Annotated in this window: 24 protein-coding genes; 10 read left to right on the top strand and 14 right to left on the bottom strand. The window is 64.1% G+C overall.

The window, feature by feature from the left end; genetic code table 11:
- Positions 1 to 63 precede the first annotated feature (63 nt).
- From FW789_RS17935 to FW789_RS17920, 4 genes are read right to left on the bottom strand one after another with little or no spacing between them, the layout of a single operon-like run.
- Complete coding sequence (locus FW789_RS17935) at positions 64 to 924, bottom strand: efflux RND transporter periplasmic adaptor subunit (RefSeq protein ID WP_446431818.1); 861 nt, start codon at positions 922 to 924, stop codon at positions 64 to 66.
- Positions 925 to 934: 10 nt separating this feature from the next.
- Positions 935 to 1,135, bottom strand: coding sequence for a DUF1656 domain-containing protein (locus FW789_RS17930; RefSeq protein ID WP_103438523.1), 201 nt, complete (start codon positions 1,133 to 1,135; stop codon positions 935 to 937).
- On the bottom strand, positions 1,125 to 3,287 hold the full coding sequence (locus tag FW789_RS17925) for an FUSC family protein (protein WP_103438524.1): 2,163 nt from the start codon (positions 3,285 to 3,287) through the stop codon (positions 1,125 to 1,127). Before FW789_RS17925 ends, FW789_RS17930 begins: the two co-directional genes overlap by 11 nt.
- Entirely contained in the window at positions 3,284 to 4,810 is a 1,527-nt protein-coding gene (locus FW789_RS17920) for an efflux transporter outer membrane subunit (protein WP_186701054.1), read from the bottom strand. Before FW789_RS17920 ends, FW789_RS17925 begins: the two co-directional genes overlap by 4 nt.
- Positions 4,811 to 4,987: 177 nt before the next feature.
- Here FW789_RS17920 and FW789_RS17915 point away from each other — a divergent pair, with 177 nt between their 5' ends.
- Together FW789_RS17915 and FW789_RS17910 are read left to right on the top strand one after the other, a co-directional pair.
- A complete protein-coding gene (locus tag FW789_RS17915; RefSeq protein WP_101322063.1) occupies positions 4,988 to 5,935 on the top strand; it encodes a LysR family transcriptional regulator in 948 nt (315 codons plus the stop codon).
- Positions 5,936 to 6,052: 117 nt separating this feature from the next.
- A complete protein-coding gene (locus FW789_RS17910) occupies positions 6,053 to 7,027 on the top strand; it encodes a 2-hydroxyacid dehydrogenase (RefSeq protein ID WP_186701053.1) in 975 nt (324 codons plus the stop codon).
- A 45-nt stretch (positions 7,028 to 7,072) separates the two neighbouring features.
- Here the strand turns inward: FW789_RS17910 and FW789_RS17905 are convergent, their stop codons facing one another.
- A complete protein-coding gene (locus tag FW789_RS17905) occupies positions 7,073 to 7,975 on the bottom strand; it encodes a DMT family transporter (protein WP_207073183.1) in 903 nt (300 codons plus the stop codon).
- A 144-nt stretch (positions 7,976 to 8,119) separates the two neighbouring features.
- Here FW789_RS17905 and FW789_RS17900 point away from each other — a divergent pair, with 144 nt between their 5' ends.
- Positions 8,120 to 8,995 (top strand): helix-turn-helix domain-containing protein, encoded by an 876-nt coding sequence (locus FW789_RS17900; protein WP_103438528.1) that lies wholly within the window; start codon positions 8,120 to 8,122, stop codon positions 8,993 to 8,995.
- Here FW789_RS17900 and FW789_RS17895 read toward each other — a convergent pair.
- From FW789_RS17895 to FW789_RS17870, 6 genes are all read right to left on the bottom strand, one after another.
- The gene (locus FW789_RS17895; RefSeq protein ID WP_411564306.1) at positions 8,992 to 11,394 is read right to left on the bottom strand and encodes a TonB-dependent siderophore receptor; all 2,403 of its coding nucleotides are present in this window, start codon (positions 11,392 to 11,394) and stop codon (positions 8,992 to 8,994) included. The genes FW789_RS17900 and FW789_RS17895 overlap by 4 nt on opposite strands.
- A gap of 116 nt (positions 11,395 to 11,510) precedes the next feature.
- Complete coding sequence (locus FW789_RS17890; RefSeq protein WP_103438530.1) at positions 11,511 to 12,497, bottom strand: FecR family protein; 987 nt, start codon at positions 12,495 to 12,497, stop codon at positions 11,511 to 11,513.
- A complete protein-coding gene (locus FW789_RS17885) occupies positions 12,494 to 13,045 on the bottom strand; it encodes an RNA polymerase sigma factor (protein WP_446431817.1) in 552 nt (183 codons plus the stop codon). Before FW789_RS17885 ends, FW789_RS17890 begins: the two co-directional genes overlap by 4 nt.
- Before the next feature lie 4 nt (positions 13,046 to 13,049).
- The gene (locus FW789_RS17880; RefSeq protein ID WP_446431816.1) at positions 13,050 to 13,376 is read right to left on the bottom strand and encodes a DUF3325 domain-containing protein; all 327 of its coding nucleotides are present in this window, start codon (positions 13,374 to 13,376) and stop codon (positions 13,050 to 13,052) included.
- Positions 13,376 to 14,953: a PepSY-associated TM helix domain-containing protein gene (locus FW789_RS17875; protein WP_446431815.1), complete on the bottom strand. Its 1,578-nt coding sequence runs from the start codon at positions 14,951 to 14,953 to the stop codon at positions 13,376 to 13,378. The genes FW789_RS17880 and FW789_RS17875 overlap by 1 nt, the downstream gene beginning before the upstream one ends.
- Positions 14,950 to 15,255 (bottom strand): DUF3649 domain-containing protein, encoded by a 306-nt coding sequence (locus FW789_RS17870; protein ID WP_446431814.1) that lies wholly within the window; start codon positions 15,253 to 15,255, stop codon positions 14,950 to 14,952. The genes FW789_RS17875 and FW789_RS17870 overlap by 4 nt, the downstream gene beginning before the upstream one ends.
- 169 nt (positions 15,256 to 15,424) lie before the next feature.
- Between FW789_RS17870 and FW789_RS17865 the strand changes: the two genes are divergently transcribed.
- From FW789_RS17865 to FW789_RS17845, 5 genes are all read left to right on the top strand, one after another.
- Positions 15,425 to 15,919 (top strand): sigma-70 family RNA polymerase sigma factor, encoded by a 495-nt coding sequence (locus tag FW789_RS17865; protein ID WP_427118016.1) that lies wholly within the window; start codon positions 15,425 to 15,427, stop codon positions 15,917 to 15,919.
- Entirely contained in the window at positions 15,916 to 16,845 is a 930-nt protein-coding gene (locus FW789_RS17860) for a FecR domain-containing protein (protein ID WP_446431813.1), read from the top strand. The genes FW789_RS17865 and FW789_RS17860 overlap by 4 nt, the downstream gene beginning before the upstream one ends.
- Positions 16,846 to 16,929: 84 nt before the next feature.
- The gene (gene fecA / locus FW789_RS17855; protein WP_446431812.1) at positions 16,930 to 19,242 is read left to right on the top strand and encodes a TonB-dependent Fe(3+) dicitrate receptor FecA; all 2,313 of its coding nucleotides are present in this window, start codon (positions 16,930 to 16,932) and stop codon (positions 19,240 to 19,242) included.
- Positions 19,243 to 19,452: 210 nt separating this feature from the next.
- Complete coding sequence (locus FW789_RS17850) at positions 19,453 to 19,803, top strand: HPF/RaiA family ribosome-associated protein (RefSeq protein ID WP_101322075.1); 351 nt, start codon at positions 19,453 to 19,455, stop codon at positions 19,801 to 19,803.
- 154 nt (positions 19,804 to 19,957) lie between these two features.
- The gene (locus FW789_RS17845) at positions 19,958 to 20,254 is read left to right on the top strand and encodes a DUF3509 domain-containing protein (RefSeq protein WP_103438537.1); all 297 of its coding nucleotides are present in this window, start codon (positions 19,958 to 19,960) and stop codon (positions 20,252 to 20,254) included.
- Positions 20,255 to 20,257: 3 nt separating this feature from the next.
- Here the strand turns inward: FW789_RS17845 and FW789_RS17840 are convergent, their stop codons facing one another.
- Positions 20,258 to 20,728 carry a phosphate-starvation-inducible protein PsiE gene (locus FW789_RS17840; protein WP_101322077.1) on the bottom strand — a complete coding sequence of 157 codons (471 nt, stop codon included), beginning with the start codon at positions 20,726 to 20,728 and terminating at the stop codon, positions 20,258 to 20,260.
- Between the two features lie 242 nt (positions 20,729 to 20,970).
- Between FW789_RS17840 and FW789_RS17835 the strand changes: the two genes are divergently transcribed.
- Entirely contained in the window at positions 20,971 to 21,234 is a 264-nt protein-coding gene (locus FW789_RS17835; RefSeq protein WP_186701042.1) for a YebG family protein, read from the top strand.
- 6 nt (positions 21,235 to 21,240) lie between these two features.
- Here the strand turns inward: FW789_RS17835 and FW789_RS17830 are convergent, their stop codons facing one another.
- Positions 21,241 to 22,260: a Glu/Leu/Phe/Val dehydrogenase family protein gene (locus FW789_RS17830; protein WP_103438543.1), complete on the bottom strand. Its 1,020-nt coding sequence runs from the start codon at positions 22,258 to 22,260 to the stop codon at positions 21,241 to 21,243.
- Positions 22,261 to 22,382: 122 nt separating this feature from the next.
- Between FW789_RS17830 and FW789_RS17825 the strand changes: the two genes are divergently transcribed.
- Positions 22,383 to 23,189 carry a SirB1 family protein gene (locus FW789_RS17825; protein ID WP_103438544.1) on the top strand — a complete coding sequence of 269 codons (807 nt, stop codon included), beginning with the start codon at positions 22,383 to 22,385 and terminating at the stop codon, positions 23,187 to 23,189.
- On the opposite strand, the gene maiA is transcribed toward FW789_RS17825, so the two are convergent.
- Positions 23,183 to 23,815, bottom strand: coding sequence for a maleylacetoacetate isomerase (gene maiA / locus FW789_RS17820; RefSeq protein ID WP_411562600.1), 633 nt, complete (start codon positions 23,813 to 23,815; stop codon positions 23,183 to 23,185). The genes FW789_RS17825 and maiA overlap by 7 nt on opposite strands.
- Positions 23,816 to 23,819 lie beyond the last annotated feature (4 nt).

The raw sequence follows: 23,819 nt of genomic DNA, 5'->3' as shown, positions 1-23,819 counted from the left end.
AGCGGCCTTGTGTCGCGAAAGGGCCGCGCAGCGCCCCAGCAGTAATGGACACTACCGCGTTCGCTACTTTCCACCAGGCCTCACCACCACCGTACAGGTCGTCCCGGCCGCCAGCAGAAACCCCTCCGGCACTGCATCGATACGAATCCGCACCGGCACGCGCTGGGCCAGACGTACCCAGTTGAAGGTCGGGTTGACATCGGCGATCAGCTCGCGGCTTTGTGGGTTGTCGCGGTCGTAGATGCCGCGGGCGATGCTCTCGACATGGCCGCTGAGGCGTTCGCCGCTCATCATCTGCAGCTCGGCCTGATCACCGACGCGCACGTGCGGCAGCTTGGTCTCTTCAAAAAAGCCGTAGACCCAGAACGAGTGCTCGTCGACCACCGCCATCACCGGCTCACCGGTGCGCGCATAGTCGCCGCGGTGGACGTTGAGGTTGGTCACGTAGCCGTCGACGGTGGCGAGGATGCGCGTGCGTTTCAGGTCCAGCTCGGCGGCGGCCAGCTGCGCAAGGGCCTGCTGGTAATCGGCTTGGGCCGAGTTGGCGATGTTGCTGGCGTCGTCACGGTTTTCCTTGGAAATAACCAGGTTGTCGAGATCGGCCCGGCGCTTGGCGTTGACCTTGCGCATCTCCCAGGTGGCCTTGCGTGAAGCCACCAGCGCCTTGGCCTGGTCGGCCGCAACCTGGTAATGCTCGGCGTCGATCTGGATCAGCACATCGCCCTTCTTGACCCGCTGGTTATCGCGCACCGGCACATCGGTGACGTAGCCCGGCACATCGGCGGCGACATTGATGATGTCGGCGCGCACGCGGCCATCGCGGGTCCACGGGGTGGTCATGTAGTGCAGCCACAGCTGGCGGCCAATGGCCACGGCTGCGACCAGCACCAGCAGGGTGGCGATCAGGCTGAAGAACTTTTTCATCGAGGGGTTCTCACCAGTAGACAGTCAGCGCCAGCGCGCCGAAGAGGCAGATGAACAGGCACAGGCGCAGCAGCGCCGGGTGCCAGAAGAAGCGGTAGCCGTCATGGCTGGCGATAAACCGGTCCAGGCCCCAGGCCAGGCCTGCGGCAAGCACAAACAACAAGGTCATGGTCGGCATGTACACACCATGGAAGGCAATTTCACGGGGCATGCGGCAGTCCTTGCGCCAGTGGCGATTGGGGGTCGAGCAGCGAGCTGCGGATGAAGTGCAGGTAGCTCTGCGCACGGCGCAGCAGCGAGGTGTCGAAGTGCCGGGCGAACGGCTCGTCGGTGGCCTGCACCCGGCTGATGGCGTGGTCGACGGCGACCAGCGCGCGTTCGTGGTTGCTGGCGCTGGGCTGCAGGAACAACCGCGCCAGGGCACGGCCCATGACTCGGATCGCCTGGCGCCAAGGCTGCGACTCGGCATAGGCCGGGTGCACGGGCGCGTTGTGTTGCTCCTTGCGCAGCTCGATCACGGCGTGGCCGATTTCCAGCACGACGAACATCCAGCGCATCAGTTGGCTCTGTACCTGCGGCTTGCCAGCAGCCAGGCCGTAGGCTTGATGGAGAAGGTCGCGGGTGCGGCTGTCGAAGGCCGAACCGAGCCCGCGCAGGCGCCCACCGATGGCGAACAGCACCTGCTCGCGCAAGTCCTGCTCCAGCCGGCTCCATAACCAGCGGCTGTTCGGCGGCAGGATGATGGCCCCGGCGGCGGCGCAGACCAGCATGCCCAGGAGCATGCCGATGTAGTCGTTGATGAAGGTGTACGGGTTGTACACAGTCAGGTTGTTCGGCACCGAGCCGATCGCGAAGAACACCAGCAGGCCGATCCCATAACCGGCATAGGCTGGTCGCGACGAGAGAAACGCGCCAAGCACGAACACCGGCGCCAGCACCATGCACAGCAGCGGGAAACCGTCGATCCAGGGGAACACGAAAAAGGTTTCGAAAAAGCCGATGAAGGCCCCGAGCAGCGTGCCGCAGGCCATTTGGAACGACATACGTTTGGGGTTTGGCGAAGCAGCCGATAGACCGGCGGTGACGGTTGCGATCAGGGTCATCATCGCCCCGCTCGGCCAGTCGCTGAGCAGCCAATAGCTGCCGAGCAAGAGCAGTACCGCCGAGGCGCGCAGGCCGGCCGCCAGCGACACCAGCCAGTTGGTCCGCGACACGTACGGTTCGTCCCACTGCTCGCGCTGGTGGCTGTGCGCCGACAGTGAGGCGTGGGTCTGGGCATAGCTGAACATCTCGTCGACCAGGCGATAGAGCAGCTCAAAGGCCGTATGAAAATCGAGCAGCTCGGCTTCGCTGGGATGGGTTTGCAGATACTCGCTGCGCAGGCCGCGCACCTGGGCTTGCAGGCCATCTTTGTAGGCGGCCAGTTCGAGGGTCAGGCGCAATGCGTCGGCTTCGGTCAGGGCCCGGCCCACGTAGGGTTCGAGCAGCTCGACGAGGGTTTCCAGGCCCGGCTCGATGGCGCCGACAATCTGCAAAGGGCCACGCGCGCGCAGCCGTTCGAGCAGTTGATGAAGGGCATTGAAGCGGGTGCTGACGGCCATGAACTCGCTGTTCATGCGCACCAGTCGGCCGCTGCGACGGCGCATGTGCGGGTCTTCGAAGGCGGTGACGTTGCGCAGGCTCTCCAGGCCCACCGCCTCGGCGATGAAACGCACATTGCTGGCTTCGAAACGGTCGCGCTGAGTGTTGCCGCGCAGCGCCTCGACCACCACCCCGGCAAACACGCCAAAGCGCTGATACAAGGCATTGCGCATGGCGGCGCTGGCCGACTGCGGCAGGATCGCCGCGCTGACCAGGGTCGACACGAGGATGCCCAGGGAGATTTCCAGCACCCGCCACACCGCCGCCATAAACGCTTGCTCGGGATGCTCCAGCACCGGCAGGCCGATCATCGCTGCGGTGTAGCCGGCCAGCACGAAGCCATAGGCACGGAAGGTGCGATAGCGCATGGCCCCGGCCGAGCACAGGCCGACCCACAGCGCCAGGCTTGGCAAGAACAGCTCACTGTTCTGCGGGAAGATCGCAATCAACGCGACCATCATCGCCGAGCCAGCCAAGGTGCCTAACACCCGGTAGAAGCTCTTGGCGAAGACGTGCCCACTCTGCGGCTGCATGACGATGAACACGGTGATCATCGCCGTGCGCGGCTGCGGCAGTTCCAGGCGCATGGCCAGCCACAGGGTAATGAACGCCGCCACCAGCACCTTGAAGATGTACACCCAGGTCACCCCGTCGGTGCGCGCCCAGGCAAAGAAGCCGCGGCGCCATTCCAGGCTGTGCAGCCAGTTCCAGAGCAGGCTCATCGGCGGTCGCCAAGACGATCGACTATGGCCAGGCTGGCCGGCGGTTTCGGCGCGGCCTGTTGCGCTGGCGCGGGCACGTCGTCCCCGGCCTGCAAGCCGCCGCCCAACGCCGTGACCAGTTCGGCGTGAGCAGTCAGGCGCGCGGCCTGTACCTGCTGCTGAATCTGCTGCTGGCGAAACAGCAACGTCTGCGCATTAAGCACGTTGACGTAGTCGGTCAGGCCGCGCTGGAAGGCCACCAGGGCGATGTCGTAGGTCTTCTGCGCGGCGGCCACCGACTGCTCGGCGAAGTGCGCCTGCTCGTGCATCGACTCACGGCGGATCAACTGGTCGGAGATGCCTTTCAACGCGCTGACCACCGTCTGGTTGTAGCGCGCCACCGCCACGTCATAACCGGCCGAAGCGACCCCCAGCTGTGCCCGCAGGCGGCCGCCATCGAACACCGGCAGGCTGATCGCCGGGCCGACGTTGTAGTTGAACTTGCGCCCGCTGAGAAACGCCAGCGCACCACCGCCGGTGGCCATGAACCCTAGGCTGCCGACCAGATCGACATTGGGCATGAAGCTGGCGTGGACGACTTCGATACCGCGCGCCTGAGCCGCCACCTGCCACCGCCTGGCGACTACATCCGGGCGCTGGCCGACCAGCTCGGCGGGCAGTGTCGAGGGCAATTGCAGCGGCGCAGCGAGGGCCAGGGTCGGCCGCTGCAACTGCACGCCCTCGCCCGGGCCTTTGCCTGCCAACGCTGCCAGCTGGTTACGCGCCAGGGCAATCGCCTCGTTGACTGCATCCAGCTGGCGGTGGGTTTCGGGCAGCGGCGCCTCGGCCTGGCTGACTTCGAAGTGGGTCCCGATGCCGCCATCAAGGCGACGCCTGGCCAGGACCACGAGCTGCTCCTGCTGCTCAAGCTCGGCCTGGACGATGTCGCGCTGAGCAAAGTGCAGGGCAAACTGGATGTAGACCTTGACCAGGTTGTTTTCCAGCTCGAGCTGGGCCTGGCGCGCTTCGGCCACGTTCATGTGCGCGAGGTCGAGCGCCTGCTCGCTGGCACTGCGCTCACCGCCCCACAGGTCAAGCGCGTAGCTCAAACCAAGGCCAGCGCTGTTGTCCCAGGTGTTGGCACCCGACAGCGCACCGGGGCCGTAGAACTGGTCCTCCGGCCAGTTGTGCCGTTTCAGGTTCGCCTGACCATTGCCCTGCAGCTGCTCGGCCGCTTCGCTGACACCGGCCAGCGCCCGCGCTTCGCGGACCCGCGCGGCGGCCATGGCCAGGCTTGGGCTGTCGGCTATGGCCAGTTCCAGCCAGCGATCCAGCTGGCGATCGCCATAGGCACGCCACCACTGCTGGCGCGGCCAGTGGGCGTCCGTGGCGGCCTCGGCGATGGCGTGGTCAGTGAGCAGGGTGTTGGCTTGCAGCGTCTGGGTTTGCGGGGCGATGCCCCAGGTTCCGATACAGCCCGACAAGGTCAGGCTCAGGGCACAGGCACTGAGCGCATTCAGCGCTCCGATGATGCGACGCGGCACAGCTGCGATTTCCCGAGAAGTGGATGAGGCCGGGCAATTCTAGGGGGCCGCCGGACTGGCGATAAGCGCATAATCCTGCGAATCTTTGTTACCAAAACAGCGATAATCCGCCTTTGGTCGAAGCAACGAATTCGTAACTTCATGTCACAATTTCGGCCTCTATTTTGAGAGTGACCCATGGACACCCTGCAAAACATGCGTGCGTTCAGCTGCGTGGCCCAGCTGGGCAGCTTCACCGCCGCCGCTGTGCAACTGGATACCACCACCGCCAACGTGTCGCGAGCGGTCTCCAACCTGGAAGCCCATCTGCAAACCCGCCTGCTCAACCGGACCACCCGGCGCATTGCCCTGACCGAAGCGGGCAAGCGCTACCTGATGCGCTGCGAGCAGATCCTTACCTATGTCGAGGAAGCTGAAGCCGAAGCCAGCGACGCCCATGCGCGGCCCGGCGGGCAGTTGAAGGTGCACTCGATGACCGGCGTCGGCCAGCACTTCGTGGTCGATGCCATCGCTCGCTATCGCGAAACCCACCCGGACGTTACCTTTGACCTGACCATGGCCAACCGCGTACCGGACCTGCTCGACGAGGGTTACGACGTGTCGATCGTGCTCGCCAGCGAGCTGCCCGACTCCGGCTTCGTCTCGCAGCGTCTGGGCATCACCTACAGCATCGTCTGTGCCTCGCCGGAATACGTCGCCCGCCACGGCATGGCGCACAAGCCGGCCGATCTGCTCAAGCACGCCTGCCTGCGCATGGTCAGCCCGGTCATTCCGCTGGAAAAATGGCTGTTCGACGGGCCTGAGGGCCAGGAGCTGGTCAACATCAACAGCTCGCCGTTTCAGGTCAACTCGGCCGATGCGATGAAGACCGCGATCCGCTCGGGTATGGGCGTCGGCGTTCTGCCGATCTACTCGGCCATCGATGGCCTGCGCGATGGCAGCCTGGTGCGGGTGATGCCGGACTACCGCCTGCAGGAGCTGAACCTGTACGCGATCTACCCGTCCCGGCAATACCTGGATGCCAAGATCAAGACCTGGGTCGAGTACCTGCGCAACTCGCTGCCGGAGATCCTCGCCGCCCATGAAGCCGACCTGAAAACCCACGAGCTGCTGGTTGCCCACTGAAAAAGCTGCTGCATTGGGGCCGGGACCAATGGTAGGTTGCTATGCATTGTTCTGGCGCCAGCCTCGACCTACGCCGTCGAGGCCGGCATACCCGTAGCGCCTTGCAGAGAGTTGCCGATGAAAAAGACCGTCCTGGCCTTCAGCCGCATTACCCCGGCCATGGCCGAGCGCCTGCAGCACGACTTCAACGTGATCGTGCCCAACCCCAAATTGGGTGACATCAGCGCCCAGTTCAACGAAGCACTGCCAGAGGCCCACGGCCTGATCGGCGCCGGGCGCAAGCTTGGCCGCGCGCAGCTGGAAGGCGCGGCCAAGCTGGAAGTGGTATCGAGCGTGTCGGTCGGCTACGACAACTACGACGTCGACTACTTCAACGAGCGCGGCATCGCCCTGACCAACACCCCCGACGTGCTCACCGAAAGCACCGCCGACCTCGGCTTCTCGCTGATCATGGGCTGCGCCCGACGCACCGCCGAGCTGGATGCCTGGACCAAGGCCGGCAACTGGAAAGCCACGGTCGGCCCGGAGCGCTTCGGCACTGACGTACATGGCAAGACCCTCGGCATCATCGGCATGGGCAATATCGGCGCGGCGATTGCCCGCCGTGGCCGCTTCGGTTTCAACATGTCGATCATGTATGCCGGCAACAGCCGCAAGCAGGCCCTGGAACAAGAGCTCGGCGCGCAGTACCGCAGCCTCGAGCAACTGCTGGCCGAAGCTGACTTCGTCTGCGTGGTGGTGCCGTTGTCGGAGGCCACGCGCAAGCTGATCGGCGCCCGCGAGCTGCGACTGATGAAGCCCAGCGCGTTCCTGATCAACATCGCCCGCGGGCCGGTGGTGGATGAGGCGGCGCTGATCGAGGCGCTGCAGGCCGGGACCATTCGTGGCGCGGGCCTGGACGTCTACGAGCATGAGCCGCTGGCTGAATCGCCGTTGTTCAGGCTGCCCAATGCGCTGACCTTGCCGCACATCGGCTCGGCCACCGCCGAGACTCGCGAGGCGATGGCCAACCGCGCGCTGGACAACCTGCGTTCGGCGCTGCTCGGTGAGCGGCCGCGGGATTTGGTCAATCCGCAGGTTTGGAAGGGCTGATCATCTACCGTAGGGGGCTGCTTTGCAGCCCCAGCGATCTAAAGTTTACGGCGCCACCGCTACAGCTTCGGGCCGCTTGACCTTGGGCTTGCGAAACACCAGCACGTTGCCTGCCATCACCGCCACCAGGCCCAACAGCGCTGGCGTGGTCCATTGATAGCCTTCGGCAAATGCCGACACGTTCAACGCTACCAGCGGGAACAGCACCGTGCTGTATGCGGCCCGCTCCGGGCCTATGCGCCCAACCAGCGTCAGGTAAGCGGTAAAAGCGATCACCGAACCCGGTATCACCAGGTACAGCAGCGAGCCGATGTAACGGCTGTTCCACTCCATGTCGAACGGAATCTCGCGCAGCACGCAGTACATTCCCAGCATCCCGGCACCGTAGAGCATGCCCCAGGCGTTGGTGGTCAATGGCCGCAGCCCGGCTTTCTGCTGCATGCTCGAGAGCATGTTGCCTGCCGAGAAACACAACGTGCCAAGCAAGGCCAGGCCGATGCCGTACAAGGTTTCGCGGCTGGCGCCGTGGCTACTCAGTTCTGGCGAAAACAGCAGCCCCAGCCCGAGCAGCCCCAGTGCGCCGCCGGCCAGCACGTTACTGGCGATGCGCTGGCCGAAGAATATCCGCGCATTCAGCGCATTCCACAGGGTTGCCGTGGAGAACACCACCGCCAGCAGGCCGCTGGCGATCCATTGGCTGGCGGTCAAAAAGCACATGAAGTTGACGCAGAACAGGCACAAGCCCTGCGCCAGGCAGATCAGATGCCCGCGCCGGTTCATCGGTTGCAGGCGACGGGTGAGCATCAGGATGACGAACAGCAGCAACCCGGCCAGGGCAAAGCGGTAGACGATCGATACCGGGATGGCGACCACCCCCAGCTGCAGTTTCAGGGCGATCCAGGTGGTACCCCAGATGAGTACGGTCAGCAGGTACAGCGACAGGTTCATGGCGGGACTCTCTGGCAAGGCATGACGATGCAGGCAGTGTCCGGCTCGGCTGCTCGCGGCGCTTGCACAAACTTGCGCTTTTGCTTCGCCAGCGGCTGCCATCCGCGCGCCAGCGCAGTAGGATGGCAATCAGAGGATTTCACCATGACCCCATTCAGCCAGTTGCAAGTCTTCAACGTCATGCATGCAGCGCCCAACGCACGCCTGGAGCACAGCGTGCAGCTGGCTGACGGCCTGTCGGCGGCGGTGTGGAGCAACCGCGACGACGCCCGCGATTATCAGGCGCCGAGCCACCACACGCTGTCGTGCTACATCAGCGACGGCACCGGCACCTTTCGCCGTCAGCGCCCTTCGGACAAGGGCGCCCCGGACAAGCTGTGCATCATGCCAGCTGGCTCCGAGTCGAACTGGGTAGTCAACGGCTCGATCCGCCTGGCCCACCTGTACATCAGCGAGGAACAGTTCGCCCTCGGCTGCATTCGCCTACTCGACCGTGAACCGCGGGAAATGCAGCTGCGCGAAGCGACCTTCGTCGATGACCGCGAGCAGGCGCAGCGCTTTCGCCAGCTGATCGGCATGGCCTGGGACGAACCCGGCGAACGCCTGCTGGCGAGCAGCCTGGCGCATGCCATCGTCGACCATGCGGTGCTCAGCCAGGCCGGGCTGCGCCAGGGCTTACGCCTCAAGGGCGGCCTGGCGCCAAGTGTGCGCCGGCAACTGGCCGAGTACATCGAAGCGCACCTGGACCAGCCGCTCAGCCTCGGCGAGCTGGCGCTGCGCTGCAACCTCTCCGAATACCACTTTGCGCGGATGTTTCGTGCAAGCTTCGGCCTGCCGCCGCATCAATACCTGCTGGCCCGCCGCCTGCAGCGTGCTTGCCAGATGTTGCGTCACGGCCAACAACCCCTGCTGCAGATTGCCCTGCACTGCGGTTTTGCCAGCGCCAGCCACTTCAGCAACCGTTTCCGTCAGGCCTTTGCGGCGACGCCTGGCGAATACCGGGCAGCCTGGCGCGGTTAGAACTCCAGGGTGGTCGACAGGCTGACCTGGCGCGTATCGCCAACAGCAACGAAGTAACGGTTCACTGCCGAGCTGTAATAGACCTTGTCGAACAGGTTCTTCACGTTCAGTTGCAGGCGCACCTTGTGCTCATCAAGTTGGGTTTCGTAGCTGGCGAAGGCATCGGCCACGGTGTAGGCCGGCAGGTCGAAATCATTGGCCGCGTTGCCGGCACGCTCGCCGACATAGCGAGCGCCAGCGCCCAGGCGCAGGCGGTCGCCACCGAACAGGCTGCCGTAGTCATACACCGCCGACAGCGAGCCACTGTTGCGCGCGACGTTCTGCAAACGCTTGCCCTTGAGCTCTGGATCCTTGGTCACTTCGGCGTCGGTGAAGGCATAGCTACCGATCAGGCTCCAGCGCTCGCTGAGCTGACCGCTGAGGTCCATCTCAAGCCCACGCGAGCGAACTTCACCGGCGTTGCTGTAGATGATCGTGCCTGGGTTGCTGTCACCGTCGGCGACCAGCACGTTGCGCTTGGCGATGTCGAACAGAGCAATGTTGCCGGTCAACTGCCCTGGCATGTCCAGCTTGGCGCCCAGCTCCCACGACTTGCCCTCCTCCGGGGCAACACCGCCGTCCAGCGTCAGGGTCTGACCGCCGCCGACGCTCAGCGGCGCGATGGTCGAGTTGGGCTTGAACGACTCGCTGTAGCTGGCATACAGCGACAACTGCTCATCGACCTTGTACACCACGCCGGCATTCGGCACCCAGGTCTGGCCGTTGCTGTCGGTGTTGACGTTGAACGGGCGGCCGCGGCCAGCGTACTGGTCGTACTGCTGGAAGCGCGCGCCGGCCACCAGAATCCAGTTTTCATCGAGGTGCAGCGCGTCCTGCACGAACAGCGAGTCGGTGCGCAGCTTGTCGGTCTGGTCGCTGTCGCTGGCGCGTACGTTGCTGCCTTCCACCTCCTGGCCATACACCGGATTCTGGTAGCTGAAGGTCGAGCGGCTGGTCTGGCGAATCAGGTCGCCGCGAAACACCTTGCGGTCTTCGTGATCAAGGCCGAGCAGCAGGTCATTGCGCAGCCCGGCCAATTCGAGGTTGCCGTTCAGGCTGACGGTGGCGAACTGGTCGCGGCTCATCGCGCCGTGGGTGCCATCGATACTCCGGGTCAAGGTGCCACGTGCCTCGTTGACGCCGGTCACGCGGACCTGGCTGGCATCGTAGGTTTCGCGGTTGAAGCTGTAGCCGGCATGGACCTTCCAGTCGTCGCTGAGCTGGTGGTCCAGCTCGAGCCGGTACAGGTCGCTGCGCCCCTGCATGTCGTTGAACGGCTCATCAAGACGCCGGGTTGCCGGGATATTCAACGGGTGGCCATTGCTGCCGAAGGCGGTACCGCGGTCGAACGGATAGAGAAACTCGCGGTGCTCGTAGGCCAGCACCACTTGCGTGTCCTCGCCCAACCAGGCCAGCGACGGCGCGACCATCGACTCGCGGTGCACGCCGTAGTTGCGCCAGTAGTCTTCGTCTTCGTGGTCGACGATCAGCCGGTAGGCCAGCGGCGTGTCGCCCAGTGCGCCGGTACTGTCGAAGCCGCCGCCGCTGCCGTTCTTGCCACTGCCGTAGGTCGAGCCGCGCAGGTTCAAGGCGTTGTACTGCTCCAGTTGCGGGCGCTTGCTGACCACGTTGATCACCCCGCCCGGATCCTGAATCCCGTACAGCAGCGAGGCCGGGCCCTTGAGCACTTCGACCCGCTCGGTGCTGGCATTGAGGCTGCGCCCCTGCACCAGCGGCATGCCGTCGCGCATGATCGAGCCGTCGCGGTTGTCGCCAAAACCGCGTTTCATCACTGTGTCCGAAGTGCCGCCGAAATTGTTGCCCTGGGTGATGCCGCTGACGTTGGCCAGGGCATCGTCCAGGTTACGCGGCGCCTGGTCGCGGATGACCTGGGCCGGGACCACGTTGATGCTGTGGGGGATGTCCTGCACCGCGCCCTGGCCGCGCATGATCGAGGCGTTGGCGGGGGGTTGATAGCTGTACAGGTCGCTTTGCGAATTGACGTTGATCGCCTGCAGGTTGAGCGCGCCGGAAGTGTCCACCGGCTCCAGAGTGAGGGTGCGCGCGTCTACGCGCCGCCAGCTCAGGCCGGCATTGCCCAGCAGTTGCTGCAAGGCCTGTTCGGCGCTGAGTGAACCATTCAGGGCCGGAGCCTGCAACTTGGGCAACTCGACGGTATAGACCAGGCTCTGGCCGGTGGTGCGGCTGAAGGCGTTGAGTGCCGCCGGCAACGGCTGGCTGGGCTGGGCGAAGCCGTACAGCTGTGCTTGCGCCGCAGCACTGGCAAGCGGGGCAACGACGGCGCCGGACAGGGTGGCAAGACCCAGCCAGAGGGGAACGCAACGCGAGGAAAACTTCATGGACGCTGACCTGAAAGAGGGTGATCGCATGCGAATGAATCGCTTTTCACTCACTACACGGATGGCGTCGCCGCTTACCTCACAACAATTCGCAGTTATTTTTCATCAGTGCGTAATTATCTGATCAATGTCAGACGGCCGAGCAGCGTCTGCTGCGAGAAACCCACCACCTTACCCAGCGAATCCAGCGCCAGCAGCGGCTGATTGGCGGGGATGCTGGCACTGACCAAGCGCTGGCCCAGGGTGTCGTCGAGCAGCACGATCCGCCCTGGGTAATAGCGACGCAGGTCTTCCAGCACTTCGGCCAGGGGCACCTGTTGATAACTCAACCAACCCTGACGCCAGGCCAGGCGGCTGTCACTGTCGACGGCTTCGATTTGCCCGGCGCGGCCTGCGGCGTAGGTCAGTTGCTGGTTGGCCGTCAGCTCGCGGGCCGACCGACCTGCCGTAGGCGTTACCGCAACGCGCCCGCTGCGCACCGTGACCTGGGCGCCCTCGCCTTGCTCGCGTACTTCGAACTGGGTGCCGAGCACGCGCACTTCACCGCCAGCGGCGTCGACCAGAAAGGGCTGACCGGTGTGGGTCACCTGAAAGAACGCTGCGCCGCGCAAAAGCTGAATTCGCCGCTCACCGTGGTCGAAGTCGACCGCCACCGCGCTGCCCGCATCCAGGGTCATCAGCGATCCATCGGCCAGGGTGATTTGCTGCAACTCAGCACCACTGCGGTAATCGGCCTGGGCATCCTGCAACCAATGCTGCGGCTGCCAGCCGCCGACGCTGCCCAGCGCCAGCAGCAGGCAGGCGGCGACAGCCAAAGCACCACCACGACGGCCCCAGCGCTTGGGCTGGCGAGCCTGGCGGATAGCGTCCAGGTAAGGCTGCAGACTGGCCTGCTGTTCTTCGGCCAGTTTGGCCGCCGGCAGTTGGCTCAGTTGCCAGACATGCTCTGCGTGCGCATACGCCTCGCGATTGGCTGGGTCGGCCAGCAGCCAGCGTTTGAACGGCGCAGCCTGGGCTTCGCCTGGATTGTGAATGATGCGGGTGAGCCAGTGCAGCGCCGCCTGCTCGGGAGCCGGGCTGCTCGGCTCGGTGTGGCTGGTCATCGGCCGCCTCCTGGCCTGCGCGGCGCGGCAACGCTTGCCTTGCACGCTTCGAGGGCGCGCATCATATGCTTTTCCACAGCGCTCTGGGACAACTGCAAGGCCTTGGCGATTTCGCCGTAGGTGCAGCCGTGGACGCGGCTGAGCAGAAATATCTGCCGGCTGCGCTCGGGCAGGCCGCGCAACGCGGCCTCGATCCGCTGCAGATCATGCTCGGCGGCCAGCGCCTGCTCTGGCGCCGGGCTGTCATCGGCAACCGGCAAGCCTTCGACTACTCGGCCACGGCTGCCCTCACTGCGCAGGTGGTCGATCGCCAGGTTGCCGGCGCAGCGCAGCAGGTAGGTATCCAGTGCTTCGACCTTTACCTCGGGCCGGCGCCAGAAGCGCAGGAACAACTCCTGCACCAGGTCCGCCGCCGTAGCCCGGCAGCCCACGCGGCGGCTGACCAGCGCTTCCATACGCCCGCGCTGGGCGAGAAACACCTGGACGAAGCGCGCCCGACCACTGGCGGCGTCGGCGTCTGCCGGGTTGCTGGGCGTTGGCTCGTTCAAGCGCTCACACACCCAGCGCAGCCAGCACCGGACCGAGCAGCATGCTGACCAGTGCCAGGCCAAGCAACAGCCGTGGCTGATAAGGCAGGCCGAACACCCACAGGGTCAGCCCGGCCATCACCAGCGCAAACCACTCAACCAGGCCGAAGGCCAGGCCGCGGATGTTGACGGCAAGGATCAGCGACAGCACCAGCAGCGCCCAGCCTACCCAACGCAGGGCAGGTAATTGCCCAGGCTTGGGTTTGCGCTTGAGCAGCTCACCGAAGTGCTTTTCCATCGCCAGACACAGGGCCACCAGCCCGGCGAAGGTGATCAGGGCAACGCTCAGCATCAGTTCACCTCGGCTGTGGTCGAGGCGGCCTTGGCAGCACGCGGTGCGCGCTTGGCCTGCACGGTGGGCGTGCGCAGCATCTTGCCAGCGGCCCAGGCGAGGAACAGCCCGGTGCCCAGCGCGGTAAGGTCAAAGCCGGCCATGGCCCAGTCGCCACGGGCGATCGACTGATCAAGGCCGTGGCCGGTGACCAGCGCGTTGAGCAGCGGCAGCCCGGCAAACGCCAGTGCCCCCAGCGCCAATTGCTCGCCCCAGGCCTTGCGCCCCGGCCGCAGCAGCGCGTGCAGCGGCGACAGCGCCCAGGCCAGGAAGAACACGTTGATTTCCCAATCAGCCCGCCCCTGCATGCCGACAGGCAGCAACCGATTGGCCCAGAAGAACCCTGCCACGCCGAGCAACAGCCCACTCATGCTGGCGATATTGAGCACTTCGACCAGGCGCAGCTCGAACGGCAAGCGGCCACTCTTGGCGTGCTTGAGCTGGCGCTTGCCCAGCCACATCACCAGGCCGGTGCCGATCACCGCAGTACCGGCCACGCCAAACACAAAGTACAACCAGCGCAGCCAGGGCCCGGCAAAGTTGCCCATGTGCAGGCCGGCGATGGTGAACGAGGTCATCATCGCCGCGCTTTCCGGCTCGCCCTGGCTGAGCAGCGCGCCGCTGACTCCATCGAAGGTCCAGTTGGCGCTGCGCTGATAGGCGACGTGATCGGCGGCGGCCTGGGTCACGGTCACCTGGGCATTGCTGTCGCCGGGGTTGGCTATCTGCAAGTAGCCGATACGGGCGCCGGGCACGATGGTCTGCACCTTGGCATACAGCGCCGGCAGATCGGTCAGCGGCGCTGCCACGCCGGCGGCCTTGGGCGCTTCGTCACGGCCGAACAGCTCGCTGAAGTAAGTGTCGGAGTCGCCCTTGTACGCCGCCATGATGCTCGCCGGCATGACCATGTACATGAACAGCAGCAGGCTGCTGTAGCTGATCATCAGGTGAAACGGCAGCACCAACACGCCGATCGCGTTGTGGCCGTCCAGCCACGAGCGCTGGCCCTTGCCGGGGCGGAAAGTGAAGAATTCCTTGAAGATCTTTTTGTGGGTGATGATCCCCGTGACCAGCCCCAGCAGCATGATCAGCGCGCAGAAAGTCGCCAGCCAGCGGCCCCACGGGTGCGGCATCTGCAACTGGAAGTGGAAGCGGTAGAAGAAGTCGCCACCGCGGCTGTCGCGCACCTCTACCCGCTCACCGCTGCGCGCGTCCAGCTCATGGCTGATGAAACCGCGCCGCCCGGTGGCGTTGGGGTCGCGCCAGCTGACGCTGAGGGCAGGCTCGCGGTCGCTGGGCAGGCGGATGAACCAGCTGCCGGCAATGGCGGCGTTGCTCTGCAGATACCGCTGGGCGAGGCCAAGGCCGGCAGCCGGGTCGAGCTGATGGCGCTGTACCTCGGGCTGGCTCCAGTGGGTGATCTCGTCCTTGAAGTACGACAGCGTGCCGGTCAGGAAAATCGCGAACAGCAGCCAGCCAAACAGCAGCCCAGTCCAGGTGTGCAGCCAGGCCATGGCCTGGCGAAAGCCCTCTTTCATGGGTTCTTCATCCAGTAAGCCAGCCCATTGATCAGCGCCAGCGCAAGGCTTGGCAGCAGTACACCTAGCCAGGCGCGGGCGGCCGTGCGGCAGGCGAAGCACCAGATGAACGCCAGCAGGTAAAACACGAACGACAGCATCATCCCGGTCAAGGTCGCGTCGACCGGGGTCATTGGCACCAGCAAGGTGATGCAGACGCTGGTCATCGACGCCAGCAGATAGCCGCCAAGCAATGCCGCCAGGCAGCGCGAGGCCACAGCCAGTCGATAGCTCAGGAGAATCCCGCCAGCTTTGCGCTTCATGACAAGGTCCGCTAATTGAAGCCACCAATAATAATGATTTCAATTCTCATAAGCAAAGCTCGGCTGCGGCTTCTATCGGTTTTTTGAGGATTGCCGACATGCTGCAAGGAAATTACAATGCGAACCATTCTTACTAGCACTCGCGCCGTTCAGCGCCGGAGTCGTTACGGTGTCCAGCGCCCTTTCTGCAACCGTCGAAGGCCTCTATCACGAGCATCACAGCTGGCTCACCAGCTGGTTGCGGCGTCGTTTGGGCTGCCCGCACAGCGCTGCCGATCTGGCCCAGGACACCTACCTGCGCCTGCTCCAGGCCCGCGAGGCGCCGCAACTGCTCGAGCCGCGGGCGTTTCTCGCCACCGTGGCCAAGCGGGTGCTGTGCAATCACTTCCGCCGCCAGGAGCTGGAACGCGCCTACCACGAAGCTTTGGCGCAGGTGCCCGAGCAGTTCGCCCCGTGCGAAGAGCAGAAGGCGATCATCTTCGAGACCCTGCTGGAGCTGGACCGCTTGCTCGACGGCTTGTCGCCGCTGGTCAAGCGCGCCTTCCTGCTGGCCCAGGTCGATGGCCTCGGGCAAAGCGAAATCGCCCGTGAACTGGGTATCTCGCTGGCCACGGTGAAGCGTTATCTGAGCAAGGCAGCCCTGCGCTGCTACTTCGCCCTGTGAACAGCAGCTTTGGCGCCGAGGTCGCCGAGCAGGCGGTGCACTGGCTGATCGAATCCCAGGGCGATGATTTCGACGCGCGCCAGCAGCATGCGCTGCAGCGCTGGCTGGAGGCTGACGGCGAGCACCAGCGCGCCTGGGCGCATATCCAGCAGGTCAACCAGCGCTTGCGTGGGGTGGCCTCGCCCGTTGTGCATGCGACCTTGCAGGCGCCGCCATCGCCTGCCCGGCGGCGTGCGCTCAAGGCTTTGCTGCTGCTGGGCGTAGCAAGCGCCAGCGGGCTCGCTGTGCAGCAACATAGCCCCGTGCCGGGGCTGCTGGCCGACTACCGCAGCCCGGTCGGCCAGCGCCGGCGGCTGAGCCTTGAGGACGGCAGCCAGCTGCAACTCAACACCGGCAGCGCCGCCGATGTGCGTTTCGACAGCCAGCAGCGGCTGCTGCGGTTGGTCGAGGGCGAGCTGCAAGTTGAGGTGGTCAACGATAGCCGGCCGCTGCTGCTGCGCAGCGCCGAAGGCGTGCTGCGGCTGGAACCGGGGCGCTTCAACCTGCGTCAGTTCAGCGGCTTCAGCCAAGTGGCGGTGTACAGCGGCCGCGCCAGTCTCAACGGGCAGTCATTGCTGGCGGGCCAGCAGGCAGATTTTGCCAACGCTGGCTGGCAGGCTATTGCGCCGTTGCAGGCAGATCGCGGTGCCTGGGTCGACGGCATGCTGGTGGCCGCGCAAATGCGCCTGGCGGACTTTCTCGACGAGCTCAGCCGCTACCGCCACGGCCGCTTGAGCTGCAGCGAGCAAGTCGCCAACCTGCGTATTTCCGGCTCTTATCCGCTGGATGACAGCGAGCGGATCCTGCAGATGCTCGAAGTCGCACTGCCGGTCAGCGTGCGCCGCTTCACCCGCTATTGGGTCACGGTCGAGCGCCGCGTTGGCTAGTCAGCAAGTATTTTTCAAATAATCTGAGCCATTTCTGCAAGCTCGCGTGACAGACAAGGCAGACCCCCTCTCAAGGACCCGCTCATGCTGTTGCGTCCCAGCTCCCTCGCCCTGTTGCTAGCCTCCACCTTCAGCCTCGCCGCGCCTGCCGTGCTGGCCGCCGAGTACCACATCGCCGCCGGCTCGCTGGAGCAGGCGCTGAACCAGTTTGGCCGCGAAAGTGGTGCGTTGATTTCGTATGGCTCGCAGCTCACCCAAGGCTTGCAGAGCCCGGGCCTGCAAGGCGAGTACGCGCTTGATCAGGGCCTGGAGGCACTGCTGCGCGGCAGCGGTCTGCAGGCTCGCCAGGAAGGTGCCAATGCCTTCAGCCTACAGCCTGTCGCGGCACCTGCAGCCAGCGCGCCGATCGAGCTGGGCGCGTCCACCGTGGTCGGTGACTGGCTGGCCGAAGCGCAGGCCGACAATGTCTTCGACCACCCCGGCGCACGTGACGTGATCCGCCGCGAGCAGTTCGAACGCAGCGGCGCCAGCAGCCCGCGTGAAATGCTCAACCGCATCCCAGGGGTGAATGCGCCGGGCACCAGCGGCACCGGCGGCCACGACCTGGCGCTGAACTTCGGCATCCGCGGCCTCAACCCGCGCCTGGCTTCACGCTCGACCGTGCTGATGGACGGCATCCCGGTGCCGTTCGCGCCGTATGGCCAGCCGCAGTTGTCGCTGGCCCCGCTGAGCCTGGGCAACATGGACGCGGTAGACGTGGTGCGCGGCGGCGGTGCTGTGCGCTATGGGCCGCAGAACGTCGGCGGCATCGTCAACTTCGTGACCCGGGCGATCCCCGAAGAAGCCACGTTCAAGGCGGCCATGCAAAATCAGATGACGCCGTCGTCCAGCCACGATGGCATCAAGAACAGCGCCAACCTGCTGGTCGGCGGCACCAACGCCAATGGCCTGGGCGGCGCCCTGCTGTATTCCGGCAGCCGCGGCGGCGACTGGCGCGAGCACAGCGATACGCAGATCGACGATTTGATGCTCAAGGGCAAGCTGCAGCTCGATGAGGCCAACAGCCTGCACGCCATGGCGCAATACTATGAAGGCGAAGCCGAGATGCCCGGCGGCTTGAGCCAGGCAGCCTACGACGCCGATCCGTATCAGTCGACCCGACTCAAGGACAAGTTCTGGGGCCGGCGCACGCTGGTCAACGTCGGTTACGACTACAAGCAGGATGATCGCCAGGTCAGCGTCAACAGCTTCTTCACCAAGACCCTGCGCAGCGGCTATTTGGACCAGGGCAACTTCGTCTCGCTGTCGCCACGCGAATACTGGGTACGCGGCATCGAAACGCGCTTCTCGCAAGGCCTCGCCCTGGGTGACAGCTGGCATGAAGTCGGCGTCGGCTACCGTTACATCAACGAAGCCGGCCACGAGTTGCGCTACCAGGCACCGGTCAATGGCGACCTGCCGACCAGCAGCAGCTTCCTCGGTCGCGACACCCGTGGCAGCACCGAAGCGCATGCGATCTACCTGGACGACCGTATCGATATCGGCCGCTGGACCATCACCCCGGGCGTGCGCTACGAGATGATCGACTCCGAGCAGAGCAACAAGATCAGCGGCCAGCGCTTCCAGGGCAGCTACAACACCGCCCTGCCCGCCCTGAACGTGCTGTACCACGTGACCGACAGCTGGAATCTGTATGCCAACACCGAAGGCTCATTTGGCAGCGTGCAGTACAGCCAGATGCCCAATCGCGTCAGCAGCGGCGAAGTGAAACCGGAAAAAGCCCGCACCTGGGAAGTCGGCACGCGCTACGACAATGGCGACCTGCAGGCGGAGATCGGCGCATTCTTGATCAATTTCGACAACCAATATGAAAGCAACCAGAGCAACGACGCGGTCATCGCACGCGGCGAAACGCGCCACCAGGGCATCGAGACCAACCTGCGTTACGCGCTCGATGGTTTGAGCCCGGTATTAAGCGGCTTCGATGTGCACCTTGGCTACGCGTTCGTCGATGCGACCATCCGTGAAGACGGCGCCAACAAGGGCAATCAGGTGCCGTTCTCGTCTCGCCACAAGGGCACCCTCGGCCTGGGTTATACCGATGGGCCGTGGCAGCTGAACCTGGACAGCAGCTTCCAGAGCAGCCAGTTCGCCGACAATGCCAACACTCGCGACGAAAGCGCCAATGGCGCCAATGGGCGCATCCCCGGCTACATGCTGGTAAGCACCCGCGCCGGCTACGACTTCGGCCCACAGTTGTCGAACCTGAAGCTCGCTGTGGGGGTGAAGAACCTGTTCAACCGCGAGTACTACACGCGCTCGTTTGACGATAACAATCGCGGCAAATATGTCGGTGAGCCACGCACGTTGTACGTTCAGACTTCGGTCGAATTCTGACCGGGTGAGGGGCGCATCGGCGCCCCAAGCCGAATCATGCTGCGCTCGGCTGCGTCCATCAAAGGCTGATTTAATTCAAAAAATTTATATTTGAAAAGGGCTTGAAATCGCCGCGCGGATGCCTGACCTTACAGTCAAGAGGCGATAATTTTCCACAGGCCTCAATGGCCTGGGCGACTCTTGCGAGCAAGCTGAATAAGGATTGAAGTCATGCAAATCCAAGTCAACAGCAGCAACCAGATCGACGGCAGCATCCGGCTTGAAGAGTGGGTACGTAGTACTCTTGAGAGCAGTCTTGAACGTTACGAGGACGACCTCACCCGCATCGAGGTGCACCTGCGAGACGACAACGGCGCCAAGCCCGGACCGCATGACAAACGTTGCCAGATGGAGGCTCGCCCCAAAGGCCATCAACCGATTTCCGTAAGCCACACGGCCACTTCGCTGGAGCAGGCTGTCGAGGGTGCCACGACCAAACTCGACCACGCGCTGGATCACCTGTTCGGCAAACTGCGCAGCAAGCGTGTAGTGCTGGAAGTGAACGAAGAAATCGAGGAGTGATGACAGCGCTGTTCAGTTAGTCGCACAAGGGCCGCTTCGCGGCCCTTTCTGATTCAACCATCTCACCAAAAAGCCACGCCGATCAGCGGCTGTGAACCATCTGAGCGAATACCCGGTCAACTTTTCCATCCAGTTAACCTGTAGATCCGCGCCCATGCACAATCCATTCGATCAGATCAGCAATGCCTTCTCCCCGCGTTATCGGGTCAACCTGAGCATCGCCCGCCTCGACGGCAGCATCATGCTGACCCTGTCCGACGACAGCGGCGCCGTGGCCAAGCGTTTGATCAGCCAGGCCCAACGCAACGATCCGGTACGCTTGCAGCGGGTCATCGACAGCATCCGCCTTGGGCTGGCCATCGAACAAGGCGAAAACCCGCTGCAGGTACTCGCCGCCCTCACCCGCGACCCTGGCCAGCAACGTCACGCCGCCAGCCAGCTCGCCAACTGAGCGCTAGCGGCCTTCGTCGACTTCCTTGCCGTGAGCGTCCAGCGCCCGGCTTGAGGGATAGCGGTACGATGCATAGCGCACCACCAGAATCGCGAAGGCCAACAGCAAGATGCCGCCGCACAAGTACAGCAGGCCAACGTCCGGCGCCTTGTGATGGGACACATCGCCGATCAGCAGGCGCGTCAGGGCCGTGATTGCCACGTACAGCAGGAAGCGGATCGGCATGTGGTTGGTCTTGAAATAGATCCCGACCATCGCCCCCAGCTCCAGGTAGATGAATAGCAGCAGAATGTCATCGACGCTGACCCCGCCCTTGCTGAGCATGTCCAGAAACGCCTCGACCGCCGCCCACGCGGTAATCCCGCCGATACCGAACAACGCCAGGTAGTGAAACCCCTCGACGCACAGGTTGCCCAGCGAGTCGGCAGAGCCGTGCAGGCCCTTGCGCATTTTTTCTGCCCATTTGATGTTCACGATGCTCGATTCCCCGATACGACTGAAGGATGGTGCGCCACCTGTGTGACGCTTGTGCCATGCAGTTAAAAGGCCAGACACGAGGGTTGGAAGGCGACCGATTGCCGCAAGGCACCTATGAGCTACGCTTTCGTGCAGATAAATGGCCACTATCGGGTTGCGCTGGGGTGGCCTATGCGAGTACTGTACACCCATACAGTAAATTATTTGCATAACCCGCTATAAAGGCACAGAGGTGATGAATGGCCGTCGAAGTGGTATACCGCAGCAGTCGCGACCCGGAGCAGTTGTTCATGGATAAAGCCGAAGCGGATCGTCACGACAAGATGCTCGAGCTGGCCGAGCGCCTGGCTGATGTGCTGCAAAAAGCGGTGCCGTCGCTGACCGAACAACAAGTCGAGGAAGCCGGCATTTACATGGCGAAGAATCGCGATGTGTTCGCCCGAGCGTTCAAGAGCCAGCCCGATGCCTTGGCCGAGCTGCTTGAGGGCAGCGCTGCAGAATAACTGCCGTCAGCCATACAGCAAGCGCTCCGCCAGCATCTGCGCCACCCGCGCTGGCGAGCGTTTTTCCGCCTGGGCATGGCCGAACACTTCGGTCAGGCGTGACGGAATTCGGGACAGATGCGCGGTAATGGTGCTGAGGCTCTCGCCCCGGTGGGTCAGTGCCACGTAGATCAAGCCACCGGCATTGATGACGTAATCCGGCGCATAGAGTATCCCGCGCTTTTCCAGATGATCGGCCACCTGCAGGGTCGTCAGCTGGTTGTTGGCAGACCCCGCCACGGCAGCGCAGCGTAATTGCGTGACGCTTTGGCCACTGAGTACCTGGCCCACACCACAAGGTGCGAAGATGTCGCACGGGGTGCTGACCAGCGCATCATTGGTCACTGGTTGGGCATTGAATTGCTCCACCGCCAAACGTACCTTGCCCGCGTCAAGATCGCTGACCAACAGTTCCGCGCCCGCCGCGTGCAGTTGCTCGGCCAACGCGAAGCCGACGTTACCCAAGCCCTGTACAGCAATCCGCAAGCCCTCCAGATTATCGGTGCCCAGCCGTGCCATTGCTGTGGCCCGGATGCCAGCGAACACCCCGATGGCAGCATGTGCCGAGGGGTCTCCCGAAGCGGTGGTACTGGTGACGTGAGAAGTGCTCTGGGCAATGCAGTCCATGTCCAGGGTTGAGGTGCCACTGTCGACGGCAGTGATGAAGCGCCCATTCAAGCTGTCGAGCGCGCGGCCAAACGCCTCGAATAGTGCTGCGCGGTTTTCCACATGGGCTCCGCGCATGATCACGGCATTGCCACCGCCCTGTGCCAGGCCTGCCAGTGCAGCCTTGTAGCTCATGCCCTGAGCCAGGCGAATGGCGTCGGTGACGGCGCTTTCGTCGTCGGCATAGGCCAGGTAGCGACAGCCGCCCATGGCGGGGCCCAACTGCTCGTTGTGGATCGCCACCACGGCTCTAAGGCCGCTGGGTGGATCAACGAACAGGTGCAGTGACTGCGTGCGGGTGCTTTGCATGAGCGCGAACATCGACCGCCTCCAGCGAGGTGCTCCTGACAGTATAGGCAGCGCGATGCACAGCGCGGGCTGGTCGGACCACTGGACGAACCGCGCTGTCAGAGCTAATACTCAAGCGTGTCGGGGAGAGTCTGATGAACCCACGTAAAGCCTGCCTGGCGTGCCTGGAACGCGCGCCCGTCGACCTGCTGGAAGCAACCTTGTGGATTGCCGCCGAGCACGATCCCAGTGTCGTGCCCGCCCACGCCCTCGCCCAGGTGCGTGAGCTGCACCAACAAATCAATGCCAGCCTGCCGATGTTGCCACTCAGTGAGCTCGCCCAGCCGCTGTTGCGCCAGCTCAACACGCTGGGCTTCCAGCAAGACGAAATGCTGCCACTGCGTGCCCACGCGGCACTGATGGACAAAGTGTTGCAGCGCCGCCGTGGCCAGCCGCTGGCGCTGGCAATCCTCGCCCTGGAATTGGCCCGGAGTTTGTCGATCCCGCTGGAAGGGGTCAACTTCCCAGGCCATTTTCTGCTGCGCGTGCCTGGCGCGGATCACCTGCTCGACCCGTGCGGCGGTCGCCGTCTGTACCCGGCTGAGTGCCGCCAGCTACTGGCCCGTCAGTTCGGCCCACAGGTAGCGTTGACGGCTGAACACATGCAGGTGGCCAGCCCGTTGCAGATGCTGCAGCGGCTGTCACGCAACCTGCGCCAGCTGCATATCAGCAACGACAATGACCTCGCCGCATTGATCGACGCCGAACGGGTCATGCAGCTGGGGCCGGTGCTGGTCAGCGATTATCTGGCGCGCGCCACGCTGTACCAGCGCCTGGATTGCCCGCAGGCCGAGCGCTTTGACCTGGAACGGGCATTGCTGCTCAGCGAAGACCCTGCGCAGCGCTTGAAGCTGAGCGAACGTCTTGGCCACCTGCCCGCCAGCAGCCCATCGATTCACTGAAGCGGGGTATCAGGCTGACGTGATGGATGCGCCTGGATAAACGCCGGATGCTGCGCAGCCAGCGCTGCCACCCGGTTGATCCGCGGGTAGCGGCTCAGATCGACACTGAACCGCTCGGCGGCATACAGTTGTGGCAGCAGATAGGCATCAGCCAAACCCGGCGCCAGACCAAAGCAGAAGCCCTGATCATCGATCAACTGCTCCACCGCTGCCAGACCCTGGCCAATCCATTGGGCAATCCATTGATTGACCTGCGCCTCGTCCAGCCCCAGCTGACGCAACTGATTGAGTACGCTGACGTTGTGCAGCGGGTGCACATCGCAGCCGATGATCGCAGCGACGCCCCGTACCTTCGCCCGCGCCTCAGCCTCGGCAGGCAATAGCGGCGGCTGTGGATAAAGCTCCTCCAGGTACTCGATGATCGCCGCCGATTGCACCAGCATACTACCGCTGTCACAGCCCAGCGCGGGCACCCTGCCCTGCGGATTGAGCGCCAGGTAGACATCGCTGCGCTGCTCGCCTTTGAGCAGGTTGACCGCCACGTTGTCGAACGCGAGGCCCTTTAACGCCAGGGCAATCCGAACCCGATAGGACGAGGTCGAACGGTAATAGCCGAACAGCTGCATGGCC

The sequence above is a fragment of the Pseudomonas sp. 1121_17 genome (assembly GCF_052850745.1).
The sequence above is the reverse complement of the archived record's forward strand: the minus strand, read 5'-3'. Positions and strand labels throughout refer to the sequence as shown.